Annotated in this window: 17 protein-coding genes and 1 tRNA gene; 17 read left to right on the plus strand and 1 reads right to left on the minus strand. The window is 55.2% G+C overall.

The genetic code is table 11. The annotated features are described in order from the left end of the window. Positions 1-57 precede the first annotated feature (57 nt). From CLU92_RS26535 to CLU92_RS26580, 10 genes are all read left to right on the plus strand, one after another. Positions 58-1677 carry an AMP-binding protein gene (locus CLU92_RS26535; RefSeq protein WP_101484306.1) on the plus strand — a complete coding sequence of 540 codons (1620 nt, stop codon included), beginning with the start codon at positions 58-60 and terminating at the stop codon, positions 1675-1677. Next, on the plus strand, positions 1674-4061 hold the full coding sequence (locus CLU92_RS26540) for a bifunctional salicylyl-CoA 5-hydroxylase/oxidoreductase (RefSeq protein ID WP_101484307.1): 2388 nt from the start codon (positions 1674-1676) through the stop codon (positions 4059-4061). Before CLU92_RS26535 ends, CLU92_RS26540 begins: the two co-directional genes overlap by 4 nt. Position 4062: 1 nt before the next feature. Further along, positions 4063-4863 carry an SDR family NAD(P)-dependent oxidoreductase gene (locus CLU92_RS26545; RefSeq protein WP_101484308.1) on the plus strand — a complete coding sequence of 267 codons (801 nt, stop codon included), beginning with the start codon at positions 4063-4065 and terminating at the stop codon, positions 4861-4863. A gap of 12 nt (positions 4864-4875) precedes the next feature. After that, positions 4876-5388 (plus strand): MarR family winged helix-turn-helix transcriptional regulator, encoded by a 513-nt coding sequence (locus tag CLU92_RS26550; protein WP_101484309.1) that lies wholly within the window; start codon positions 4876-4878, stop codon positions 5386-5388. Between the two features lie 2 nt (positions 5389-5390). After that, positions 5391-6245, plus strand: coding sequence for an enoyl-CoA hydratase family protein (locus CLU92_RS26555; protein ID WP_101484310.1), 855 nt, complete (start codon positions 5391-5393; stop codon positions 6243-6245). Positions 6246-6249: 4 nt separating this feature from the next. Then, positions 6250-7410 carry an acyl-CoA dehydrogenase family protein gene (locus CLU92_RS26560; protein ID WP_101484311.1) on the plus strand — a complete coding sequence of 387 codons (1161 nt, stop codon included), beginning with the start codon at positions 6250-6252 and terminating at the stop codon, positions 7408-7410. A gap of 26 nt (positions 7411-7436) precedes the next feature. Then, the gene (locus CLU92_RS26565) at positions 7437-7829 is read left to right on the plus strand and encodes a RidA family protein (protein ID WP_101484909.1); all 393 of its coding nucleotides are present in this window, start codon (positions 7437-7439) and stop codon (positions 7827-7829) included. Positions 7830-7952: 123 nt separating this feature from the next. Then, positions 7953-8705: a PEP_CTERM-anchored TLD domain-containing protein gene (locus CLU92_RS26570; RefSeq protein WP_101484312.1), complete on the plus strand. Its 753-nt coding sequence runs from the start codon at positions 7953-7955 to the stop codon at positions 8703-8705. A 231-nt stretch (positions 8706-8936) separates the two neighbouring features. Then, positions 8937-10409 carry an MBOAT family protein gene (locus tag CLU92_RS26575; RefSeq protein WP_101484313.1) on the plus strand — a complete coding sequence of 491 codons (1473 nt, stop codon included), beginning with the start codon at positions 8937-8939 and terminating at the stop codon, positions 10407-10409. Positions 10410-10417: 8 nt separating this feature from the next. Then, a complete protein-coding gene (locus CLU92_RS26580) occupies positions 10418-11485 on the plus strand; it encodes an SGNH/GDSL hydrolase family protein (RefSeq protein WP_101484314.1) in 1068 nt (355 codons plus the stop codon). 307 nt (positions 11486-11792) lie between these two features. Here CLU92_RS26580 and CLU92_RS26585 read toward each other — a convergent pair. Next, positions 11793-11867 (minus strand) — tRNA-Arg (locus CLU92_RS26585). Between the two features lie 59 nt (positions 11868-11926). On the opposite strand from CLU92_RS26585, the gene CLU92_RS26590 reads away from it, so the two are divergent. From CLU92_RS26590 to CLU92_RS26620, 7 genes are all read left to right on the plus strand, one after another. Then, positions 11927-12382: a hypothetical protein gene (locus CLU92_RS26590; protein WP_101484315.1), complete on the plus strand. Its 456-nt coding sequence runs from the start codon at positions 11927-11929 to the stop codon at positions 12380-12382. Between the two features lie 68 nt (positions 12383-12450). Then, a complete protein-coding gene (locus CLU92_RS26595) occupies positions 12451-13245 on the plus strand; it encodes a hypothetical protein (RefSeq protein ID WP_180338592.1) in 795 nt (264 codons plus the stop codon). Beyond that, a complete protein-coding gene (locus tag CLU92_RS26600) occupies positions 13235-13657 on the plus strand; it encodes a hypothetical protein (protein WP_101484316.1) in 423 nt (140 codons plus the stop codon). The genes CLU92_RS26595 and CLU92_RS26600 overlap by 11 nt, the downstream gene beginning before the upstream one ends. Positions 13658-14086: 429 nt before the next feature. Continuing rightward, on the plus strand, positions 14087-14563 hold the full coding sequence (locus CLU92_RS26605; protein ID WP_101484317.1) for a hypothetical protein: 477 nt from the start codon (positions 14087-14089) through the stop codon (positions 14561-14563). A 213-nt stretch (positions 14564-14776) separates the two neighbouring features. Then, the gene (locus tag CLU92_RS26610; protein ID WP_101484318.1) at positions 14777-15256 is read left to right on the plus strand and encodes a hypothetical protein; all 480 of its coding nucleotides are present in this window, start codon (positions 14777-14779) and stop codon (positions 15254-15256) included. An 82-nt stretch (positions 15257-15338) separates the two neighbouring features. Next, the gene (locus CLU92_RS26615) at positions 15339-18005 is read left to right on the plus strand and encodes a DNA methyltransferase (RefSeq protein ID WP_180338593.1); all 2667 of its coding nucleotides are present in this window, start codon (positions 15339-15341) and stop codon (positions 18003-18005) included. Continuing rightward, entirely contained in the window at positions 17998-19941 is a 1944-nt protein-coding gene (locus CLU92_RS26620; protein WP_101484320.1) for a DEAD/DEAH box helicase, read from the plus strand. Before CLU92_RS26615 ends, CLU92_RS26620 begins: the two co-directional genes overlap by 8 nt. Positions 19942-19943 lie beyond the last annotated feature (2 nt).

Genomic DNA, 19943 nt, shown 5'->3' on the forward strand with positions numbered 1-19943 from the left:
GTTTAAAGTATCTGCTTCCGGGCCTTGTGCACGCGCCCGTCACCAGCCAGGATGAGCATGAGCAGCGACCCTTCGCCTAGCACCGCATCTCCCCAGGACGACTTTGCGCGCACGCACCTGCCGCCGCGCGCACTCTGGCCGCAACTGTGCCTGGCCTTGCCAGAGCTGCAGTATCCGGCGCGTCTCAATTGCGTCGCCGTGCTGCTCGATGCGGCCGTTGCCAGCGGTGGCGGCGAGCGCACCGCCATCCTTGCCGACGGCCAGCGCTGGACTTACGCACAGCTGGCGCGCCAGGTCGACCGCATCGCCCACGTGCTGCGGACGGACCTGCGCCTGATCCCCGGCAACCGCGTGCTGCTGCGCGGCGCAAATACACCCATGATGGCTGCCTGCCTGCTGGCCGTGCTGAAGGCCGGATGCATCGCCGTGCCCACCATGCCGCTGCTGCGCGCGCGTGAACTGTCCACCATCATCGCCAAGGCGGAAGTGAACGCCGTGCTGTGCGCGCAGGGCTTGCGCGGGGAACTCGATGGCTTGCCCGGCTTGCCGGCCATGCTGTGCTTTGGTGCCGATAACGCCGAACTGGAACAGCGCATGGCCGCCCACGATGTACCCTTTGCCGCATTCGACACCGCAGCCGACGACGTCTGCCTGATCAGCTTTACCTCGGGCACGACGGGTGTACCCAAAGGCACCATGCACATGCACCGCGACCTGCTGGCCATCTGCGACTGCTTTCCCCGCTCCATGCTGCAGGTGTGCGCCGACGATATCTTCATCGGCACGCCGCCGCTGGCCTTCACCTTTGGCCTGGGCGGCTTGCTGCTGTTTCCCCTGCGCTTTGGCGCGGCCACCGTGCTGCTGGAAAAACTCACGCCCGAGGGCCTGCTGCGCGCTATCGGCGCATACCAGGCCACGATCTGCTTCACGGCGCCCACCTTTTACCGCCAGATGGCGCCCCTGGCCGCGCAGCACGACGTGCGCAGCCTGCGCCTGTCCGTGTCGGCCGGCGAGGCGCTGCCGCTGGCCACGCGCGATGCCTGGCAGGCGGCCACGGGGCTGGCCATGACGGACGGCATCGGCGCCACCGAGATGCTGCACATCTTCATTTCCGCCACGGGCGAGGGCATACGCCGCGGCGCCATCGGCAAGGCCATCCCCGGCTACCAGGCGTGCATCGTCGACGACGCCGGCGTGCCGCAGCCGCCCGGCGTGACGGGCCGCCTGGCCGTGAAAGGCCCCACCGGTTGCCGCTACCTGTCCGACCCGCGCCAGCGCGAGTATGTGCAGAACGGCTGGAACCTGACGGGCGACACTTTCGAGATGGATGGCGACGGTTACTTCTATTACCGCTCGCGCAGCGACGACATGATCGTCTCGGCCGGCTACAACATCGCCGGCCCGGAAGTGGAGGAAGCGCTGCTGCGTCATCCGGCCGTGGCCGAATGCGGCGTGGTCGGGCGCGCCGATGCCGAGCGTGGCCAGATCGTCGAGGCGCACGTGGTGCTGAAGGACGGCTTCCAACCCAGCGACGCGCTGGCAGCGGAACTGCAGGACTTCGTGCGCCAGCAGATCGCTCCTTATAAATATCCGCGCGCCATCCGCTTCCTGCCTTCCCTGCCGCGCACGGAAACGGGCAAGCTGCAGCGCTTCAAACTTCGCACGGACACTCCATGAATATCGTCTGCATCGGCGGCGGCCCCGCCGGCCTGTATTTCAGCCTGCTCATGAAAAAGCAGAACCCGGAGCACTGCATCACGGTCATCGAGCGCAATCGCCCATACGACACGTTTGGCTGGGGCGTGGTGTTTTCCGACCAGACCCTGGGCAATCTGGCCAGCGCGGACGAGCCGACGGCGCGCGCCATCCTGCAGGCGTTTAACCACTGGGACGATATCGAGGTCCACTTCAAGGGCGAGACCGTGCGTTCGGGGGGGCATGGCTTTTGCGGCATCGGCCGCAAGCGCCTGCTCAATATCCTGCAGGCGCGCTGCGAGGAACTCGGCGTGCAGCTGGTGTTCGAGACGGAAGCGCAGGATGACCAGGCCATCGCGCGCCAGTACCGCGCCGACCTGGTGATCGCCAGCGACGGCTTGAACAGCCGTATCCGCACGCGCTATGCGGCCAGCTACCAGCCCGAGATCGACCAGCGCCATTGCCGCTTCGTCTGGCTGGGCACGCGGAAAAAATTCGAGGCCTTCACGTTTGCCTTCCGCCAGACGCCATATGGCTGGTTCCAGGCGCATATCTACCAATATGACGGCGATACGTCGACCTTCATTGTCGAAACGCCCGAACACGTGTGGCGTGCGGCGGGGTTGGACAGCATGAGCCAGGAAGAGGGCATCGCCTTTTGTGAGGCGCTGTTCGCCCAGGAACTCGATGGCCAAGGTTTACTGAGCAATTCGCCGCACTTGCGCGGCTCGGCGCAGTGGATCACCTTTCCCCGCATCGTCTGCCGGCAATGGGTGCATCACCAGGATGGCGTACCCGTCGTGCTGATGGGCGACGCGGCCCACACGGCGCATTACTCGATTGGCTCCGGCACCAAGCTGGCGCTGGAAGACGCCATCGAGCTGGCGCGCTGCTTTGGTCAGCATGCGGATAGTGCTGCTGGTACTGATGCCGCGCTGGCCGCCTACCAGCAGCTGCGCGCCATCGAGGTGCTGAAAATCCAGAGCGCTGCGCGCAATTCCATGGAATGGTTTGAAAACGTCGAGCGCTACAGCGCCATGGAGGCGCCGCAGTTCGCCTATTCCATGCTCACGCGCAGCCAGCGCATTTCGCATGAAAACCTGCGCCTGCGCGATCCACAATACGTGGCCGATTATGAACGCTGGCTCGCGCGGCGCGCGGGCGAACAGGCCGGCGTGGCGCTGCCGGACGTAGCCATGCCGCCCATGCTCACGCCGTTCAGGCTGCGCGGCGTGCTGCTGAAAAACCGCATCGTCGTCTCGCCGATGGCGCAGTACAGCGCCGTCGATGGCGTGGCGGGCGACTACCACCTGATGCACCTGGGCGCGCGCGCCATCGGCGGCGCGGGACTGGTTTTTGCCGAAATGACCTGCGTGTCGTCCGACGCGCGCATCACGCCCGCCTGTCCCGGCATGTACAGCGAAGCGCATACGCAGGCCTGGCGGCGCATCGTCGATTTCGTGCATACCGGCAGCGATGCGAAGATCGCCTTGCAGCTGGGCCACGCGGGGCCGAAAGGCTCGACGCGGCCCATGTGGGACGGTATCGACCTGCCCTTGAGGGAAGATAACTGGCCGCTGCTGGCGGCATCCGAACAGCAATACCTGGCCGGCTTGTCGCAAACGGCGCGCGCGGCCACGGAAAGCGACCTGGCGCGCATCGAGCAGGACTTCGTGCGCGCTACGCTGGCGGCCGCCGTCGCCGGTTTCGACTGGCTGGAACTGCATTGCGCGCATGGATACTTGCTGTCGAGTTTTATCTCGCCGCTGACGAACCGTCGCACGGACGAGTATGGCGGCTGCCTGGAAAACCGCTGCCGCTATCCGCTGCGCGTATTCCGCGCCATGCGCGCCGCCTGGCCGCAGGACAAGCCGATGAGCGTGCGCATCTCGGCCCACGACTGGGTCGAAGGCGGCATCACGCCCGACGATGCTGTGCTCATCGCGCGCCTGTTCAAGCAGGCCGGCGCCGACCTGATCGACTGCTCCTCAGGCCAGGTCAGCAAGCTCGAACAGCCCGTGTACGGGCGCATGTTCCAGGCGCCGTTCGCCGACCGCGTGCGCAACGAGGCGGGCATCGCCAGCATGGCCGTTGGCTCTATCTTCGAAGCTGACCATGCCAACAGCATCATCGCCGCCGGGCGCGCCGACCTGTGCGCCGTGGGCCGGCCGCACCTGGCCAACCCGGCCTGGACCCTGACGGAGACGGCGCGCATCGGCTACAGCGGCGCCGGTGCAGCGTGGCCGAAACAGTACCGGCCGGCGCAGCTGCAGCTGGAGCGTAATCTGCAGCGCGAGCGCCAGCTGGCCGCTGCCAACACGGGCCTGACCCCGCAACAGGTGGCCGCGAGGCTGCTGGAAGGATGACATGAACAAGGAGCAACAGGGCGGCGCATTGGCCGACAAGCACGCGCTGGTGACGGGCGCCGGCAGCGGCATCGGCCTGGCCTGCGCGGGCGCCTTGCTGGACGCGGGCGCCAGGGTCACCCTGGCCGGGCGCGACGGCGAGCGCCTGGCGAGTGCGCGCATGCAGCTGGAAGAGGCGGGTCACGCGGGCAGGGTGGCCATCTGCGTGCTCGACGTGAGCGTGGAAGCGTCCGTGCAAGCGGGTTTCTCGCAGGCCGCCGCGCATTTCGGCCGCATCGATATATTGATTAATAACGCAGGCCAGGCGCACGCCGCGCCGTTTGGCAAGACCGATGCCGCCATCTGGCAGCAGATGCTGGCCGTGAACCTGACGGGGGTATTCCACTGCTGCCAGGCCGCCATGCCGGCCATGCTGGAATCTGGCTGGGGGCGCATCGTCAATGTGGCGTCGACGGCGGGCCTGAAGGGCTATCGCTATGTCAGCGCCTATGTCGCCGCCAAGCACGGCGTGATCGGCCTGACGCGCGCGCTGGCGCTGGAAGTGGCGCCACGCGGCGTCACCGTCAACGCCGTCTGCCCCGGCTACACGGAAACGGAGATGGTGGCGCAGGCGGTGCAGAACATCGCGCGCAAGACGGGGCGCGGCGAAGACGCGGCGCGCGCGGAACTGGCGGCGGCCAATCCGCAGCAGCGGCTGGTACAGGCGCGCGAAGTGGCCGATGCGGTGGCCTGGCTATGCCTGCCCGCGTCAGCCGCCATGAATGGACAATCGATCGCCGTCGCCGGCGGTGAAGTCATGTAGACAATGGATAAAATGGATAATGAACGCGACCTTCCGCAGGCCGAACCGGTGCTGGATCTGGCCAGCCGCCTGACGCAGGACCACCACCAGTCGCTCAAGCTGTGGCTGCGCATGCTGTCGTGTACCGTGAAAATCGAAAACGAGGTGCGCACGCGCTTGCGCGCCAGTTTCGGCATCACTTTGCCCCGCTTTGATTTGATGGCCCAGCTCGAGCGCTTTCCCGATGGTTTGCGCATGGGCGAACTGTCCAAGCGCATGATGGTCACGGGCGGCAATATCACGGGCATCACCGACCAGCTGGAGCAGGAAAAACTGGTGCTGCGCGTGGTCGATCCGAAGGACCGCCGCTCGTACAGCGTCAAGCTGACGCCAGCGGGCCGGCGCGCCTTTGACGAAATGGCGCGCGTGCACGAAGGCTGGATCGCCGAACTGCTGCAGGGCGTGATGCCGGACGACAAAACCCAATTGATAGACCTGCTGTCGCAGATGAAGCAGCAGCTTAATGACATCTCCCTAAAGGACTGACCATGCGCCATCTACCCGGCCAGCCGCAAGACCTGCCAGGCAATCGTGCCAGCCTGGCCAACTACGTCGCGCGGCATTTTCTGTTTTCCGTCGATGCCGGCGTCGCCACCTTGACCTTGCACCGTCCCGAGCGCAAGAATCCGCTGACCTTCGATTCGTATGCGGAGTTGCGTGAGCTGTTCCGCGCGCTGGCGCATGCAGACGATGTCAAGGCTGTGGTCATCACCGGCAGCGGTGATAATTTTTGCTCGGGAGGCGACGTGCACGACATCATCGGCCCCCTGACGAAACTCGATATGCCCGGCCTGCTGGCGTTTACGCGCATGACGGGCGATGTGGTGAAGGCCATGCGCGCCTGCCCGCAGCCCGTCATCGCCGCCATCGACGGCATTTGCGCTGGCGCCGGCGCCATGCTGGCGCTGGCCTCCGATATCCGCATCGGCACGGCGCGCAGCAAGACGGCCTTCCTATTTACCCGCGTGGGGCTGGCCGGTTGCGACATGGGCGCCTGCGCCTTGCTGCCGCGCGTGATCGGCCAGGGCCGCGCCGCCGAGCTGCTGTACACGGGGCGCTCCTTGCCGGGGGCGGAGGCCGAGCGCTGGGGCTGGCTCAACCGCCTGGTCGAGCCGGAAGAACTGGCGCAGGCGGCGCAGCTGTTCGCCGCCGGCCTGGCCAGCGGCCCCACCTTCGCGCACGGCATGACGAAAAAAATGCTGCAGCAGGAGTGGAACATGGGCGTCGACGAAGCCATCGAGGCGGAAGCGCAGGCGCAGGCTATCTGCATGGCGACCAACGATTTCCACCGCGCCTATCACGCCTTCTTGGCGAAGGAAAAACCGCAATTCGAGGGCGATTAAGACGATGAAAAATACACGCGACACGACTTACCTGGACTGGCCGTTTTTCGAGGCGCGCCATGCCGAACTTGAACGCGATCTCGATGCCTGGGCAGCGCAGCACCTGAGCGATGCCCATGGCGCCGACGTCGATGCGGCCTGCCGCGCGCTGTTGGCGCAGCTGGGGCAGGGTGGCTGGCTGGCGCATGCCACAGGCATCGACGGCAAGATCGACACGCGCGCCATTTGCCTGATGCGCGAAACCCTGGCACGCCACGACGGCCTGGCCGATTTCGCCTTTGCCATGCAGGGCCTGGGGGCGGGCGCCATCGGCCTGTTCGGCAGCACGGAGAACAAGGCGCGCTATCTGCCCGATGTGGCCGGCGGCAAGCGCATCGCCGCCTTTGCCCTGTCCGAGCCGCAGGCCGGCTCCGACGTGGCGGCGATGGCGTGCGCGGCGCGCCGCGACGGCGACGAGTATGTGCTCGACGGCGAAAAGACGTGGATCTCGAACGGCGGCATCGCCGACTTTTACGTGGTGTTTGCGCGCACGGGCGAAGCGCCGGGCGCGCGCGGCATCAGCGCCTTCATCGTCGACGCCGACAATCCCGGACTGGAGATCGCCGAACGCATCGCCGTGATCGCGCCGCATCCGCTGGCGCGCCTGCGTTTTGCCAATTGCCGCGTGCCCGTGTCGCAGCGCCTGGGCGAAGCGGGGCAGGGCTTCAAGGTGGCGATGGCGACACTGGACGTGTTCCGCACGTCGGTGGCTGCCGCCGCCCTGGGTTTTGCGCGGCGCGCCTTCGATGAAGCGCTACGCCACGCGACAAAGCGCCAGATGTTCGGCCAGACCCTGGCGGACTTCCAGCTGACGCAGGCCAAGCTGGCGCAGATGGCCACCGGCATCGACGCGGCCGCGCTGCTCACCTACCGCGCCGCCTGGCAACGCGACCAGGGGCGCAAGGTAACGAAGGAAGCGGCCATGGCCAAGCTGACGGCCACGGAAACAGCGCAGCAGGTGATCGACGCAGCCGTGCAGATGTTTGGCGGCATGGGCGTAGTCAGCGGGCATCCGGTCGAGCGCCTGTACCGCGAAATTCGCGCCTTGCGCATCTATGAAGGCGCCAGCGAGGTGCAGCAATTGATCATCGCGCGCGAATTGCTGCGCGAGGCGGCCAACGCATGAACGGCATGAACAATGAGGGAAGCAATATGCAAGTTTTACAACCACCGGGATGGGCCAGGCCGCGCGGCTATGCGAACGGCGTGGCCGCCAGCGGACGCACGGTGTACGTCAGCGGCATGATAGGCTGGGATGCACAGGGCCAGTTTCACACGGACGATTTCGCGGGGCAGGTGCGCCAGGCGCTGCAGAATATCGTCGCCGTGCTGGCCGAGGCGGGCGCCTTGCCCGAGCACATCGTGCGCATGAACTGGTATGTGCTCGACAAGAAGGAGTATGTGGCGGCGTACCCGCAAATCGGCGTGGCCTATCGGGAAATTATAGGCAAGCACTACCCGTCCATGACGGCCGTGCAAGTGGCCGGCCTGATCGAGGATCGTGCCAGAGTGGAAATCGAAGTGACGGCCGTGCTGCCTGACTAAATTTCCTTCACGAAATATTGCTCTTTGATATCTAAATTATAAATATAAAAATACCATCTATCGTGTTATATTGGTAATCGTAAATGATGCGTTGTTTTACCATATTGATAATTGAGGTGCAAGATGCGGAACAATTTCAGAGCAGCAAGATGTGCGGTGTTGGCGATGTCCTGTGTGTGTCTGGGTGCCCAGGCCGATTCCGGTACGTCACTACTCACTCCCGCCTACCAAACGCAACTGGAAAACTGGCTCGGTGAAGGGCAGTTGTCTTTGAATAATATTTATACCAAGGCGGCCGGTGATACTTCGCTGGATTTTCACAAGGCTTCCGATGGCAAGGGGCGCACTTTTTCTGTCATGGAGGCAAGCAACAGCTCTGGGCAGACCTGGCTCGTGGGTGGATATAATCCGCAAAGCTGGAGTTCCACCGATGGCATGCATGTGACGATGGACGATAGTGCCCGCACGGCCTTCCTGTTCAACTTGACGAGCGGTTTCATGCTGCCGCAATTGAAGCAGTACTTCAATGGCGATGGCATCGGCAAAGATCAAACGTACAACAATGCCGATTATGGCCCTACCTTCGGCTATGGGCATGATTTGTATGTTCCGCGGGATCTGACGAACGGCGGCAGCTCTTTGCTTTACACCTACAATTATCTTGGACAGCCATCGACTGGCGTCAGTTTGCTCGATGGCTCCATCTGGAAGGGCTACGATGTGAGCTATGGTGCCATCCAGATATTTTCCATCAGTGCCGTGCCCGAGCCGGCGATGTTGCAGCTGTTGCTGGCTGGCTTGTTGCTTGTCGGTGCAGGCGCCGTGCGGCGCAGGAAATTCGGCGTGGCGCCGTTTGCAACGTTGCATGTCAAGTAAGGCGGCGCGCTTTTACGGGATCCGCAGTGTGGCGAAAATGGTACGCAGGGATGGCTGACTGCGACGGTGCGCGTGGTCGCGGCCGTGCTGCGCATACCGGCAGGCCGGGCGGGCAAGAGTTCGTCTCGTCATCAAGTTGAGAATAATAAACAAACATTGCCGTCAACAGCATAAACTTGCCATTACTGGCCGCTAAAGCGTTACGTATAAGCAATTTTATGGAATCGCACCGTGTTATTTAATTCATTTCCGTTCTTTCTGGTGTTCTTGCCGTTGGCGTTGCTGGGATATTTTCTCCTGTCAAAATATTCACTGCGCTTATCCATTATCTTCCTGTTGCTGGCCTCGCTGGCATTCTATAGTTACTGGGATATCGCCTATCTGCCGCTGCTGCTGCTCTCAGTCTGCTGCAATTTCAGCATTGGCCGGGTTGTCTCGACCCGTCAGGAGGCGGGCCGCAAGCGCGAGGCCAAGCGCTGGCTGTGGGCCGGACTCGCCTTCAATTTGTCGCTGCTGGTGTTTTTCAAGTATTTTGATTTTTTGATCAGCATTGTTGCCAACCTGACGGGGGCGCCATTCCAGCCCCTGGGCATTACCTTGCCTATTGGTATCTCGTTTTTCACCTTCACTCAAATCGCCTACCTGGTCGATTGCCACGCCGGCAAAGTCAAGGACTATCAACCGGAAAGCTATGGTTTGTTCGTCACCTACTTTCCCCACCTGATCGCCGGTCCCATCCTGCATCACAAGGAGATGATGCCGCAGTTCGTGCAGGCCGAATCCCATGTTTTCAGCCGCGGGCGCCTGATCGTTGGCCTTTCATTCTTCACGATTGGCTTGTTCAAGAAAGTCATTCTGGCCGATGGGATCGCACGCTACGTCGCTCCCGTCTTCGATCTTCATCACGCCCATTTGAGCATGCTGGAGGCCTGGGCCGGTGCGCTGGCATATACCTTTCAGCTGTATTTTGACTTCTCGGCGTATTGCGACATGGCCTATGGCCTGTCCTATATGTTCGGCATTATCTTGCCCATTAACTTTTTCTCGCCATACAAGGCGACCTCGATCATCGATTTCTGGCGCAGGTGGCATATCACGCTGTCCAATTTCCTGCGCGATTATCTGTATATCCCCCTGGGTGGGAACCGCAAGGGCGGGTTCTTGCGATACCGCAACCTCCTGATCACGATGCTGCTGGGCGGACTGTGGCACGGCGCCAACTGGACCTTCGTGGTATGGGGGGGCTTGCACGGCTTGTATCTGATCGTCAACCATGCACTGCGCCATCTGTTGGGCGAGCGCAGCAACCTGGCGGTACGCGCCGGGGGCGCATTGGCGACGTTTTTTGCTGTGGTGCTGGCCTGGGTGTTTTTTCGCGCGAGCTCGATCGACGTTGCGCTGGACGTGCTCCAGGCCATGTGTGGTGGCACGCTGACGCCCGCCATGCAGGAAAGCATGCTGGGTGTGAACCGCATCATGCAACTGAGTTCCTGCCTGTGGTGGCTAGGCGTGTGTGCCGCCATCGTCTTCTGCATGCCGAATGTGTATGAGTTGCTGGGGCGAGGCTTGCGCCTGTCGGCAGAGCAGCAACTGGAAAGTGGCCGGGGCAGCATCTTGCTCGGGGGCATGTTGATGCTGTGCCTGGTCTTGCTGGCAATTAGCGAGACGCGTGGCGTTTCTGAATTCTTGTATTTTAATTTCTGATAAATAATATGCGCTCCATATTTGCGATAGGCCTGGGTGTGCTGGTTACGGCACTGGCGCTGGAAGCGTTCCTGCAATGCATGCCGGTGGTGTCCGGCTTGCGCATCGAGCAGAGCAGTGAGCAGCGTCCGTATTCCCGATATCTGCCGCAGCAGGAATACGTGTATTCGCACGGCTGGGCCCTGGCGAATGCACGGCATGGGAAGACGAATCGGCAAGGCTTTACCAACTCGCCTGATTTCAAGGATGATGCTGCCGTTCTTGTCATCGGCGACAGCTTTATTGAAAGCTTGATGCTGGAGTATCCGGAAACCCTGCAAGGCCAGCTGAACCAGGCCCTGGGCGGCGGCGTGTATGCGGCTTCCGCCTCGGGCAACGGGTTTGCCGACGCCCTGGAAGTGTTGCGTCATACGCGTGCGCAGCTGCATCCGCGCACGGTAGTGATGTTTGTCGAGCCGATGGACATGCTCGATATCCTGGCGCCAGCGCAGCGGGGCCATAGCATGTTTGTCAGCGAGGGGAGCAATATCAAGCTGGTGCATGTTCCCTATGTCGAGCCCAATGCCAAGCGGCTGCTTGCCTATTCGGCTCTGGCCCGCTATATCTATTACAACTTGAAATTTCCTGACTGGTTGGTGAGCCAGTTGCACCGCAGCCCTCCTGCTGCTGCGCAGGATACGGTCGCCGGCGCGCCTGATGCGCGCCGTGCCGCCGCGCTTGAGTACTACTTGACGCAATTGCGCGCGCTGGGCGGCGCTGGCGATACCCGCATTATCTTCCTGGTCGATGCTGACCGGAACATGCTGTACGCGCCGCAAAAGGCTGTGCCTAACTGGAAGGCGGGCGATCGCGCATTTTTTATCCAGAGTGCAAGGCGACACGGCTATCAGGTGGTGGACATGCAGCCCGTATTCGCGCGCCATTGGGAGCAACAACGCGAGCGCATGGATTTCCTGCCGGTGGACGGCCACTGGAATCCGGTGGCGCACAAGCTGGCGGCACAGCAAATCCTGCCCTTGCTGCCTTCGGCATCGCCCGGCGTGCCAGCGCCATTGCGCCAGGTGGCAGGGCACTGAGGCGCTGGCCCCACGCACATGCCCGCTTGCCGGACTGTTAATGGCCGGCACTAGCCTGTATAATGCCGCTGCGCGTGTCGCCATCGTACAATGGATAGTACAAGGTCCTCCTAAGCGATTCAGGAGGACAGGTAGTAGTCGCTAAGTATTTGATTTTTATAGGAAGTAGCCCCTTCCAATCCGTCGAAATCCACTCCAATCCAAGGCACTCTTGGAACAAATTTGGCACTGGAGCACGGAAAAATAGTAGGCTAGATACGAGAACAGGTAGCCATTGCTACCTGTTTTCTTATGGAGTGTCGATCTGTGGTGTCCCCACCAGGAATCGAACCTGGATCTGATTCTTAGGAGGAACCTGTTCTATCCATTGAACTACAGGGACACACGATCAGCCACGCACTATAACAGTAGAACGAGTCCTTAGACAAGAAGTGAGTAGCGATGATCAACGAACAGCTTATTGATTATTTGAAGAAAAAAACCAAAGGCAAGTTGCTCATGTCTCCTGAACAACTGTCTGAAGAAATCGGTATCCCTACCAAACAGCAATCCAAGCTACGAAAAGAAGGCAGGTTTCCTATCCCCTTCAAAAACATAGGACGGCTGGTCTACTACTCAATCTATGACGTGGCTAACTTCTTGTTGAATGGTGAAACGTCACCTAGCAAAGACCTTGCGCAAGAAGCACCACCACAGAGCGCTATCAAGAAGAAGCCAGCCAAACGGTCAGCAAATGTGCAAGACCTGTCCCATATCTTCCTACTCAGAACCCTTGCTAAGTCTTTGGAAGAAAGAGCTACCGCTATGCTCCAGCTGTCTGAACAACTAACAGACTTTGCCAATAGGAAAGAAATGGTGGTAAGCTTTGAAGAGAAGTTTCCAGCCAAGGAACTATAGAACTCGTTTTCTTTTCGCGGTGGGAATAATTTTCAAGAAAAATCAAACTAAACTATTATTGGAAATATATGCACGCTAGATTCAATCTTGATCCGGGATCAAGAAACTGGGCAAGATACATTCCCACTGGTAAAATAATCCATGAGGCAAACAAGATAGTAGTTGAAACTGATCTAAAAATTTTTGAAGATGCGAGTGGGTATTTAAACGCAGAGGAAATTATAGCTAACTGGTTCCCTACAATCAAAGCAAATGTTTTTCTATCTCATTCGCACAACGATGAAGATGTTGTTATTGGCCTTGCAGGGTGGTTAAAGGAAGAATTTGGACTCAAATCATTTATAGATTCAACAGTTTGGGGATACTCAGACAAGCTCTTAAAGCTGATAGATGACGTTTATTGCCCAAGTCTCACTGGGGAAACTTATAACTATAGAAAAAGAAATCGCTCAACAAGTCACGTACACATGATGCTTTCAACTGCACTCATGGACATGATTGACCAATGTGAATGCATTATTTTCGTCAATACACCAAGCTCTTTCAAACCTACCGACTACATTAATAGACGAGGAAAAACCGAATCACCTTGGATTTATTCTGAAATCGCAATGACTAGAATGCTCAGGCAGAGATCGCCTAAAGCTCACAGACATCAATTTTCTCTAGACTCGGTTACCGCTTCACTAGAACATCTTAATGAAGGAAAAGAATTGCTCGTTAATTATCCAGCTGATCTACTTCATCTCACGCCTTTAAGCATTAATGATTTAGATGAGTGGTCAAAAAAAGAGAATAACAAAAAGAATTATGCCTCTTCCTTAGATACACTTTATCAGATGAAAAAACAACATGGCCAGTGACGAAAAAATTGCACACCTGGGATTCATTCAAGGTGTCATCAACAGGATGGTAGGGAACTCGTTCTTAATCAAAGGCTGGCTTGTGACTTTAGTCGCGGCAACATTCGCCCTATCGGCAGATAAAACTGATCCAAACTTCACATATTTAGCGGTTTTCCCAGTAATATTTTTTTGGTGGCTTGACGCTTACTTCCTACATCAAGAAAAGCTTTACCGAAAACTATATGAGAAAGTTGCGGACGACATAGAGAGCAGTGCTACCTTCTCAATGAATGCTTACAAATACAAAGATGAAGTTAAGCCTTTATATAGCGTATTCTTTTCGAAAACTCTAAGCATTTTCTACGGAGCAATCACTGCCTTAACAATTATTGTCATGTGGAAGGTGGTTAATCTGATAAAGCTCTGTTGATTGCCGCAATAAAAAAGCCCGTCATAATAACAGGCTTAATTATTCGTTAGATTCGGCACCACCCGGTTTCTAACAGTACACATCTTGACAATCCGAAAATTTCCAACATAAGTGTACTGCCAATAAAAAATCTATGATGGTTGATGCTTTAAGATTATCAAAAAATTAAATGAGCTTGCTCTTGGTAAAACAAGGGCATTTTTTATGCCCGAATGGAAGGTGGATTGATATGTTATATGTCGCAGGGCAATCCTTATAGAGAAATACACAATCATTAAACATAAAAAATAGATAAATACTATCTATGCAAAGAAGAACTCGCTAGAGATCTGTAGCAGTATTTAATTTTAGAAAAGCGTATTTTTTTCAACTACCTCCAATTGACAAAGCCGATTCAATTGTTAGCATGGAAAATAAATAGGAGAAACCATGCTAGACAAGATATTGAAGGGTTTAGGAGTTTTAGTTTTAATTGGGTTGTTTTGCTCACTGTTCATACCAGACTCCAAGCCGAAGGATACGCAGGTTAAATCCCTCTCAGGCACTCAGGCAACTGGCCCTAAAAAAGACCCACTGGCTGACTCTCTTCGTTTGACGGTGACAAAGATAGAAGGTGGAAATTACAACACGATTGCTAATGCTTACTCCGAGGCCGTCATGACCCTTGTAATTGAGAACGCCAGTGGGCAAAAGCTCAGTGGCTTCGCTGGCGACTTGATCATCAAGGACATGTTTGGGGACGTGGTAGCCAATGCAAGCTACAAGTATGACAAAGACATTCCACCAGGGACAATCGCCAAGACGATCACTTTACCTCTCAATATCATCGACAGACCAGCGCAACGAGTGCTTAGTATCAGCAAATGGACTACTGAATTTCAAGCAGTTACGATTTTGACACCATGAGCACTACCTTTGGCTTCTTTGCTTTTTTCGATCTAAAGAGCAGCATTTGCATGAAGTCTAAATTTATGTAGCAAAGAAGTAAGAAGATAGTTGACGCAGATTTTTATCCGTCATACAGTACAATCATCAACAAGAAAAACGACAATGTAGTGGCATCTTGAACCTTTCAAGCTACTACGGTCTAACTATCTAACGTATTTACTGGAGAAATTCATGGCAGAAGCAAAAAAACTCTCGTTGGCTGACATCCTTGCAAAACGCAAAGAGTTTGAAGATATGGTGGCCGCTCAGTTGCAATCGGAACGTCCTGCTGCCCTGGCAAACGTCCTGGAACAAATCGAGCTGTTTAACTTCACTGCTTCTGAACTCGGTCTTCATGCAGCGCCTGTCGCACGTGCTTCTACAGCCAACGCATCAAACAAAGCCGCTGGCACTCGCGTCATGACTAAGCCGCTTAAATCCACCAAGGGCGAAGAGACTGGTGTGTGGCTGGCCCACCCTCCAAAGTTCCTGGAAGCTGAAGGTGCTTTTGCAAGTTACAAGGCTGGTAAGTCTGTTGATGCATGGCTGGTCACTCCTGCCGACAAAAAAGCCAAAATCAACTTCTTGAAGAAGCTGGCAAGCCGTGAAGGTAAAGTTCCTAACAAGGACCAGTTGGGTGACATCACTGAAGCTGAATTTAAAGCAGTGTAAGGTTCATAGGGTAGTAAAATCAAGAGCACCTTCGGGTGCTTTTTTCTGTTGACAGCCTCAATCAGCCTACGAAGACATACCAATGAACATTGCGCAAGTAGAAGAAAAAGTAAAAACCCTTGTTGGCAATATTGATCAGGCTGAATTCCTGTTTAATCTGCTAGATTGCTACGGTAAGCCGAAGGCATCCATTACCCGTTTGAAAATCGTTGGAAAAGGCAGCTACAACCTCTCCAAAAATGCAGATGAAGTGCTGTGGAAAAAGCAAGTTTATTTCAAGGCCACCGACAGTGACAAGCTCCTGTCCGTCATCGATGAGATGAAGCATGCAGACATGGTTGCAAAGCACCAGCCACGCTTCATCATTGCTATCAATGATACTCAGCTTCTAGCCATTGATACCAAGACAGCAGACACCTTAGATGTCCCTCTGGCCGAACTGAACAAGAAGTTTGACTTCTTCCTTCCTTGGGCAGGATTAGAGAAGGCTCAAGCACAAAGCGAGAATCCAGCAGATGTCAAAGCCGCCGAAAAAATGGCGAAGCTGTTTGACCTACTCAGAGATAACAACGCTGCTACAACCACTCAGGAAATCCACGCTCAAAACGTCTTCCTGTCCAGGATCTTGTTCTGCTACTTCGCAGAAGATACAGGGATATTTGAGCCGCCAAAGCTGTTCACAAATCACATAGCTTCTCACACGGCTGTTGATGGCAGTGACCTTGACGACTATCTAAGCAAGATTTTTGATGTAATGAACCAGGAACACCGCAAAGGTCTTCCTGACTACATCACAGACTTCCCTTATGTGAACGGCGGATTGTTTGCCGACAAGCTGCCTGTACCGAAATTCAATCGGAAGTCACGTGCCATGCTCATCGAGTGTGGCGCTGATCTGAACTGGTCAGAGATCAACCCCGACATTTTCGGCTCGATGATTCAGGCCGTGGTTGACCCCAGTCAGCGGGGCAACATGGGCATGCACTACACGTCCGTGCCCAACATCATGAAGGTCATTGAACCGCTCTTCCTTAACGAACTGAAGGAAGAGTTTGAGAAGCACTCTGATAGCAAATCAAAGCTGGAACAGTTACTTCTCAGGCTTGAACACCTGAAGATTTTCGACCCCGCTTGCGGATCGGGCAACTTCCTGATCATTGCCTACAAAGAGCTTCGCACGCTTGAGATGGAAATCTTCAAACGATTGAAGGAGCTTTCCAAAGAAGGCCTCATTCCTCTGTCACGAATAAAGCTATCCCAATTCTATGGCATAGAACTGGATGACTTCGCCCATGAAATCGCCATCCTGTCGCTGTGGCTGAAAGAACATCAGATGAATCTGAAGTTCAAGGCACTCTTTGGGCATAGCAATCCTGCACTTCCTTTAAAAAACAGTGGAAACGTGGCTTGCGACAATGCGGCCAAAGCCGACTGGCTAAAAGTGTGTCCCGCAGAATCTGGGTATGAAGTTTTTATTATTGGAAATCCTCCTTATCTTGGTGCACGCTTGCAAGACAAGGATCAAAAGGATGACATGGAATCCACCTTTGGGGATGAAGTGGCCTACTCCAATCTTGATTATATTGGTCTTTGGTTTTACAAGGCTGCAAAATATATTCATCAATCACAGTCGCTTGCTTCTTCCGCATTCGTCAGCACTAACTCGATATCCCAAGGAGAGCAAACCGCGATCCTCTGGCCGTCAATCTTTGAAATGGGTATTGAAATTGGATTTGTGCACCAAAACTTTAAATGGGAAAATAATGCAAAAAATAATGCCGCAGTCATATGCGTCATTATCGGATTAAGGAAAATAGGTAGTCAACGTCAAAAATTTATCTACTCATCAGGAACAATTCGGACTGCAAAAAATATTGGCCCATACTTAGTTGATTCTGGAAATGATGTTATTCGCAAGCAAAGCAAGCCATTAGCAGACATTCCACCAATTTGCTTTGGAAGTATGCCGAATGATGGGGGAAATCTTCTTCTTACCCCAGAAGAGGCTCAGGATCTGATAAAGCGTGACTCTAGCATAAAATCTCTAATTCGGAAAACGGTCGGTTCACACGACTTACTTCATGGCGAAGATCGTTATTGTTTATGGTTAAACTCCACAAATTATAAATTCAACACTGAAATTACTGAGCGAGTTCAGGCCACTCAAAAATTAAGGGCTGCAAGCTCCCGAGCATCGACCAAAGCACTGGCACAGACACCCTATGCTTTCGGTGAAGTACGCCACCGTGACGGACCATCAATCGTCATTCCTCGCCATAGCAGCGAAAAGAGAAAGTATATTCCGATTGGGTTTTTGGCGAATTCCGAAATCATCAATGATTCAGCGTTTGCCATCTATCACGCCACCCCGCTCTTATTTGGAATACTATCCTCTTATGTCCATACATTGTGGGTCAGCACCGTAGGCGGACGAATAAAAACAGATTTTAGATACTCAGCCGCAGTCTGCTACAACACATTTCCTCTGCCAAAAATCAATCAAGCGCTGAAAGTATCGATTGAAGGGGCTGCACTTGCGATTCTTGCTGCTAGAGAGGCGTATCCTGAACTCACTCTTGCGGACATGTACGATCCTGGCAACGAGCCCCCCGATCTTCTTGATGCTCACCAAGACCTTGATCTGGCAATTGAATCACTCTATCAGAGCACCCCGTTTAAGTCAGATGAAGATCGGCTTGCAGCCTTATTTAAAACCTACAAGAAGATGACTGGAAGCAAAAATGCCTAATATCGTTGACGTAACCTATGGCCAAACTGGTAAAAGCACCAGCATCAATAAATATGGCATGCGGGAGATGCAAGAGCGTGCTTTTGAAGCTCGCAATGCGCAATACCTCCTTCTAAAAGCACCTCCTGCTTCTGGTAAATCACGTGCGCTCATGTTCATTGCACTAGACAAACTCATCAACCAAGGACTGTCCAAAGCCATTATTGCCGTTCCTGAAAAGTCCATTGGCGGTTCCTTTGACAGTGTGGAACTGAGCAAGTTTGGTTTCTTCGCTGACTGGACGGTAGAGCCGAGGAACAACCTTTGCACACCTGGGGGCGACAAGAGCAAGGTTCAGGCTTTCGTTAATTTCTTGAAGAACGACGCCAAGATTCTGATCTGTACACATGCCACGTTACGGTTTGCTTTTGAGGCCATTGAAGAGTCTGAGTTTGATAATGTGCTTCTTGCTATTGACGAATTCCATCACGTCTCTGCTGATGGTGAAAACCGTCTTGGCGAACTGCTCAGGACCGTGATGGCCAAGTCAGATGTGCATATCGCAGCCATGACAGGCTCCTACTTCCGTGGGGACAGTGTGCCGGTTCTGCTTCCCGAAGACGAAGCCCAATTCACCAAGGTCAGCTACAACTACTATGAGCAGCTAAACGGCTACACGTTCCTCAAGTCCCTTGGTATCGGCTACCACTTCTACCAAGGCAGCTACGTTAAGCGGCCAGAACCTCACATCCCTAGCGGCATCGAATCGGTACTAAACACTGACCAGAAGACCATTCTCCACATACCTAATGTGCAATCAGGCGAGTCCACCAAGGAGAAGCATGACGAGGTTGATCGGATTCTTGACTACATCGGCACCGTCACCCACCGTGATCCTGACACGGGCATTATTCATATGGTGCGACATGGCGACGGCAAACAATTAAAAGTTGCCGATCTCGTCCACGACGAACCCAATGCACGTGAACGCACCGTTGAATACCTTCGCCACATTAGCAAGCCAGAGGACATGGATCTGATTATTGCCCTTGGCATGGCGAAGGAAGGCTTTGACTGGAAATTCTGTGAGCATGCCCTGACGGTTGGCTATCGTGGATCACTCACTGAGATCATTCAAATCATTGGCCGCTGCACTCGTGACAGCGACAACAAAAGCCATGCTCAGTTCACTAACCTGATCGCCCAGCCTGATGCAGAAGACGACTTGGTGAAGCTGTCCGTCAATAACATGCTCAAGGCCATCACCTGCTCCCTGCTGATGGAACAAGTTCTGGCCCCCAACTTCAAGTTCAAAACGAAGCAGAACGACGACGACAAAAGCACCGACACCGAGATCAAGGTTCGTGGCCTGAAGGAACCAACGTCGAAGCGAGTAAAGGATATCATTGAATCCGACTTGAACGACCTGAAGGCTGCAATCCTTTCTGACGACAAGATCGTGAAGGCACTACCTGGTAACGTTGATCCCGAGGTCATCAACAAGGTTATGATTCCGAAAATCATCAAAATAAAATACCCTGACCTTAGTGATGAACAAGTTGAAGAGCTTCGTCAGCATGTTGTGGTTGATTCGGTCATCAAGAATGGTGAAATCAAGCAGGAAGGTGACAAGCGCTTTGTCCGCATGGCCGACAAATTCATCAACATTGACGACCTGCACATTGACTTGATTGATCGAGTCAATCCCTTTCAGAAGGCGTTTGAAATTCTGTCCAAGTCACTGACCACGAAAATCTTCAAAGTTATTCAGGATACGATTGAAGCAACTCGTGTGCAGATGAGTGATGAGGAAGCCGTCTTGCTTTGGCCGAAAATCAAAGCATTCTTCACGGCGCAAGGCAGGGAGCCGAACATTAGTTCTTTGGACCCTCTGGAACGTCGTATGGCTGACGCCCTGGTCTACCTCAAAGCCCAACGCAGACAGCAAGGGGTATAAGT

The sequence above is a fragment of the Janthinobacterium sp. 61 genome, assembly GCF_002846335.1.
In the GTDB taxonomy this organism is placed as follows: Bacteria; Pseudomonadota; Gammaproteobacteria; order Burkholderiales; family Burkholderiaceae_D; genus Janthinobacterium.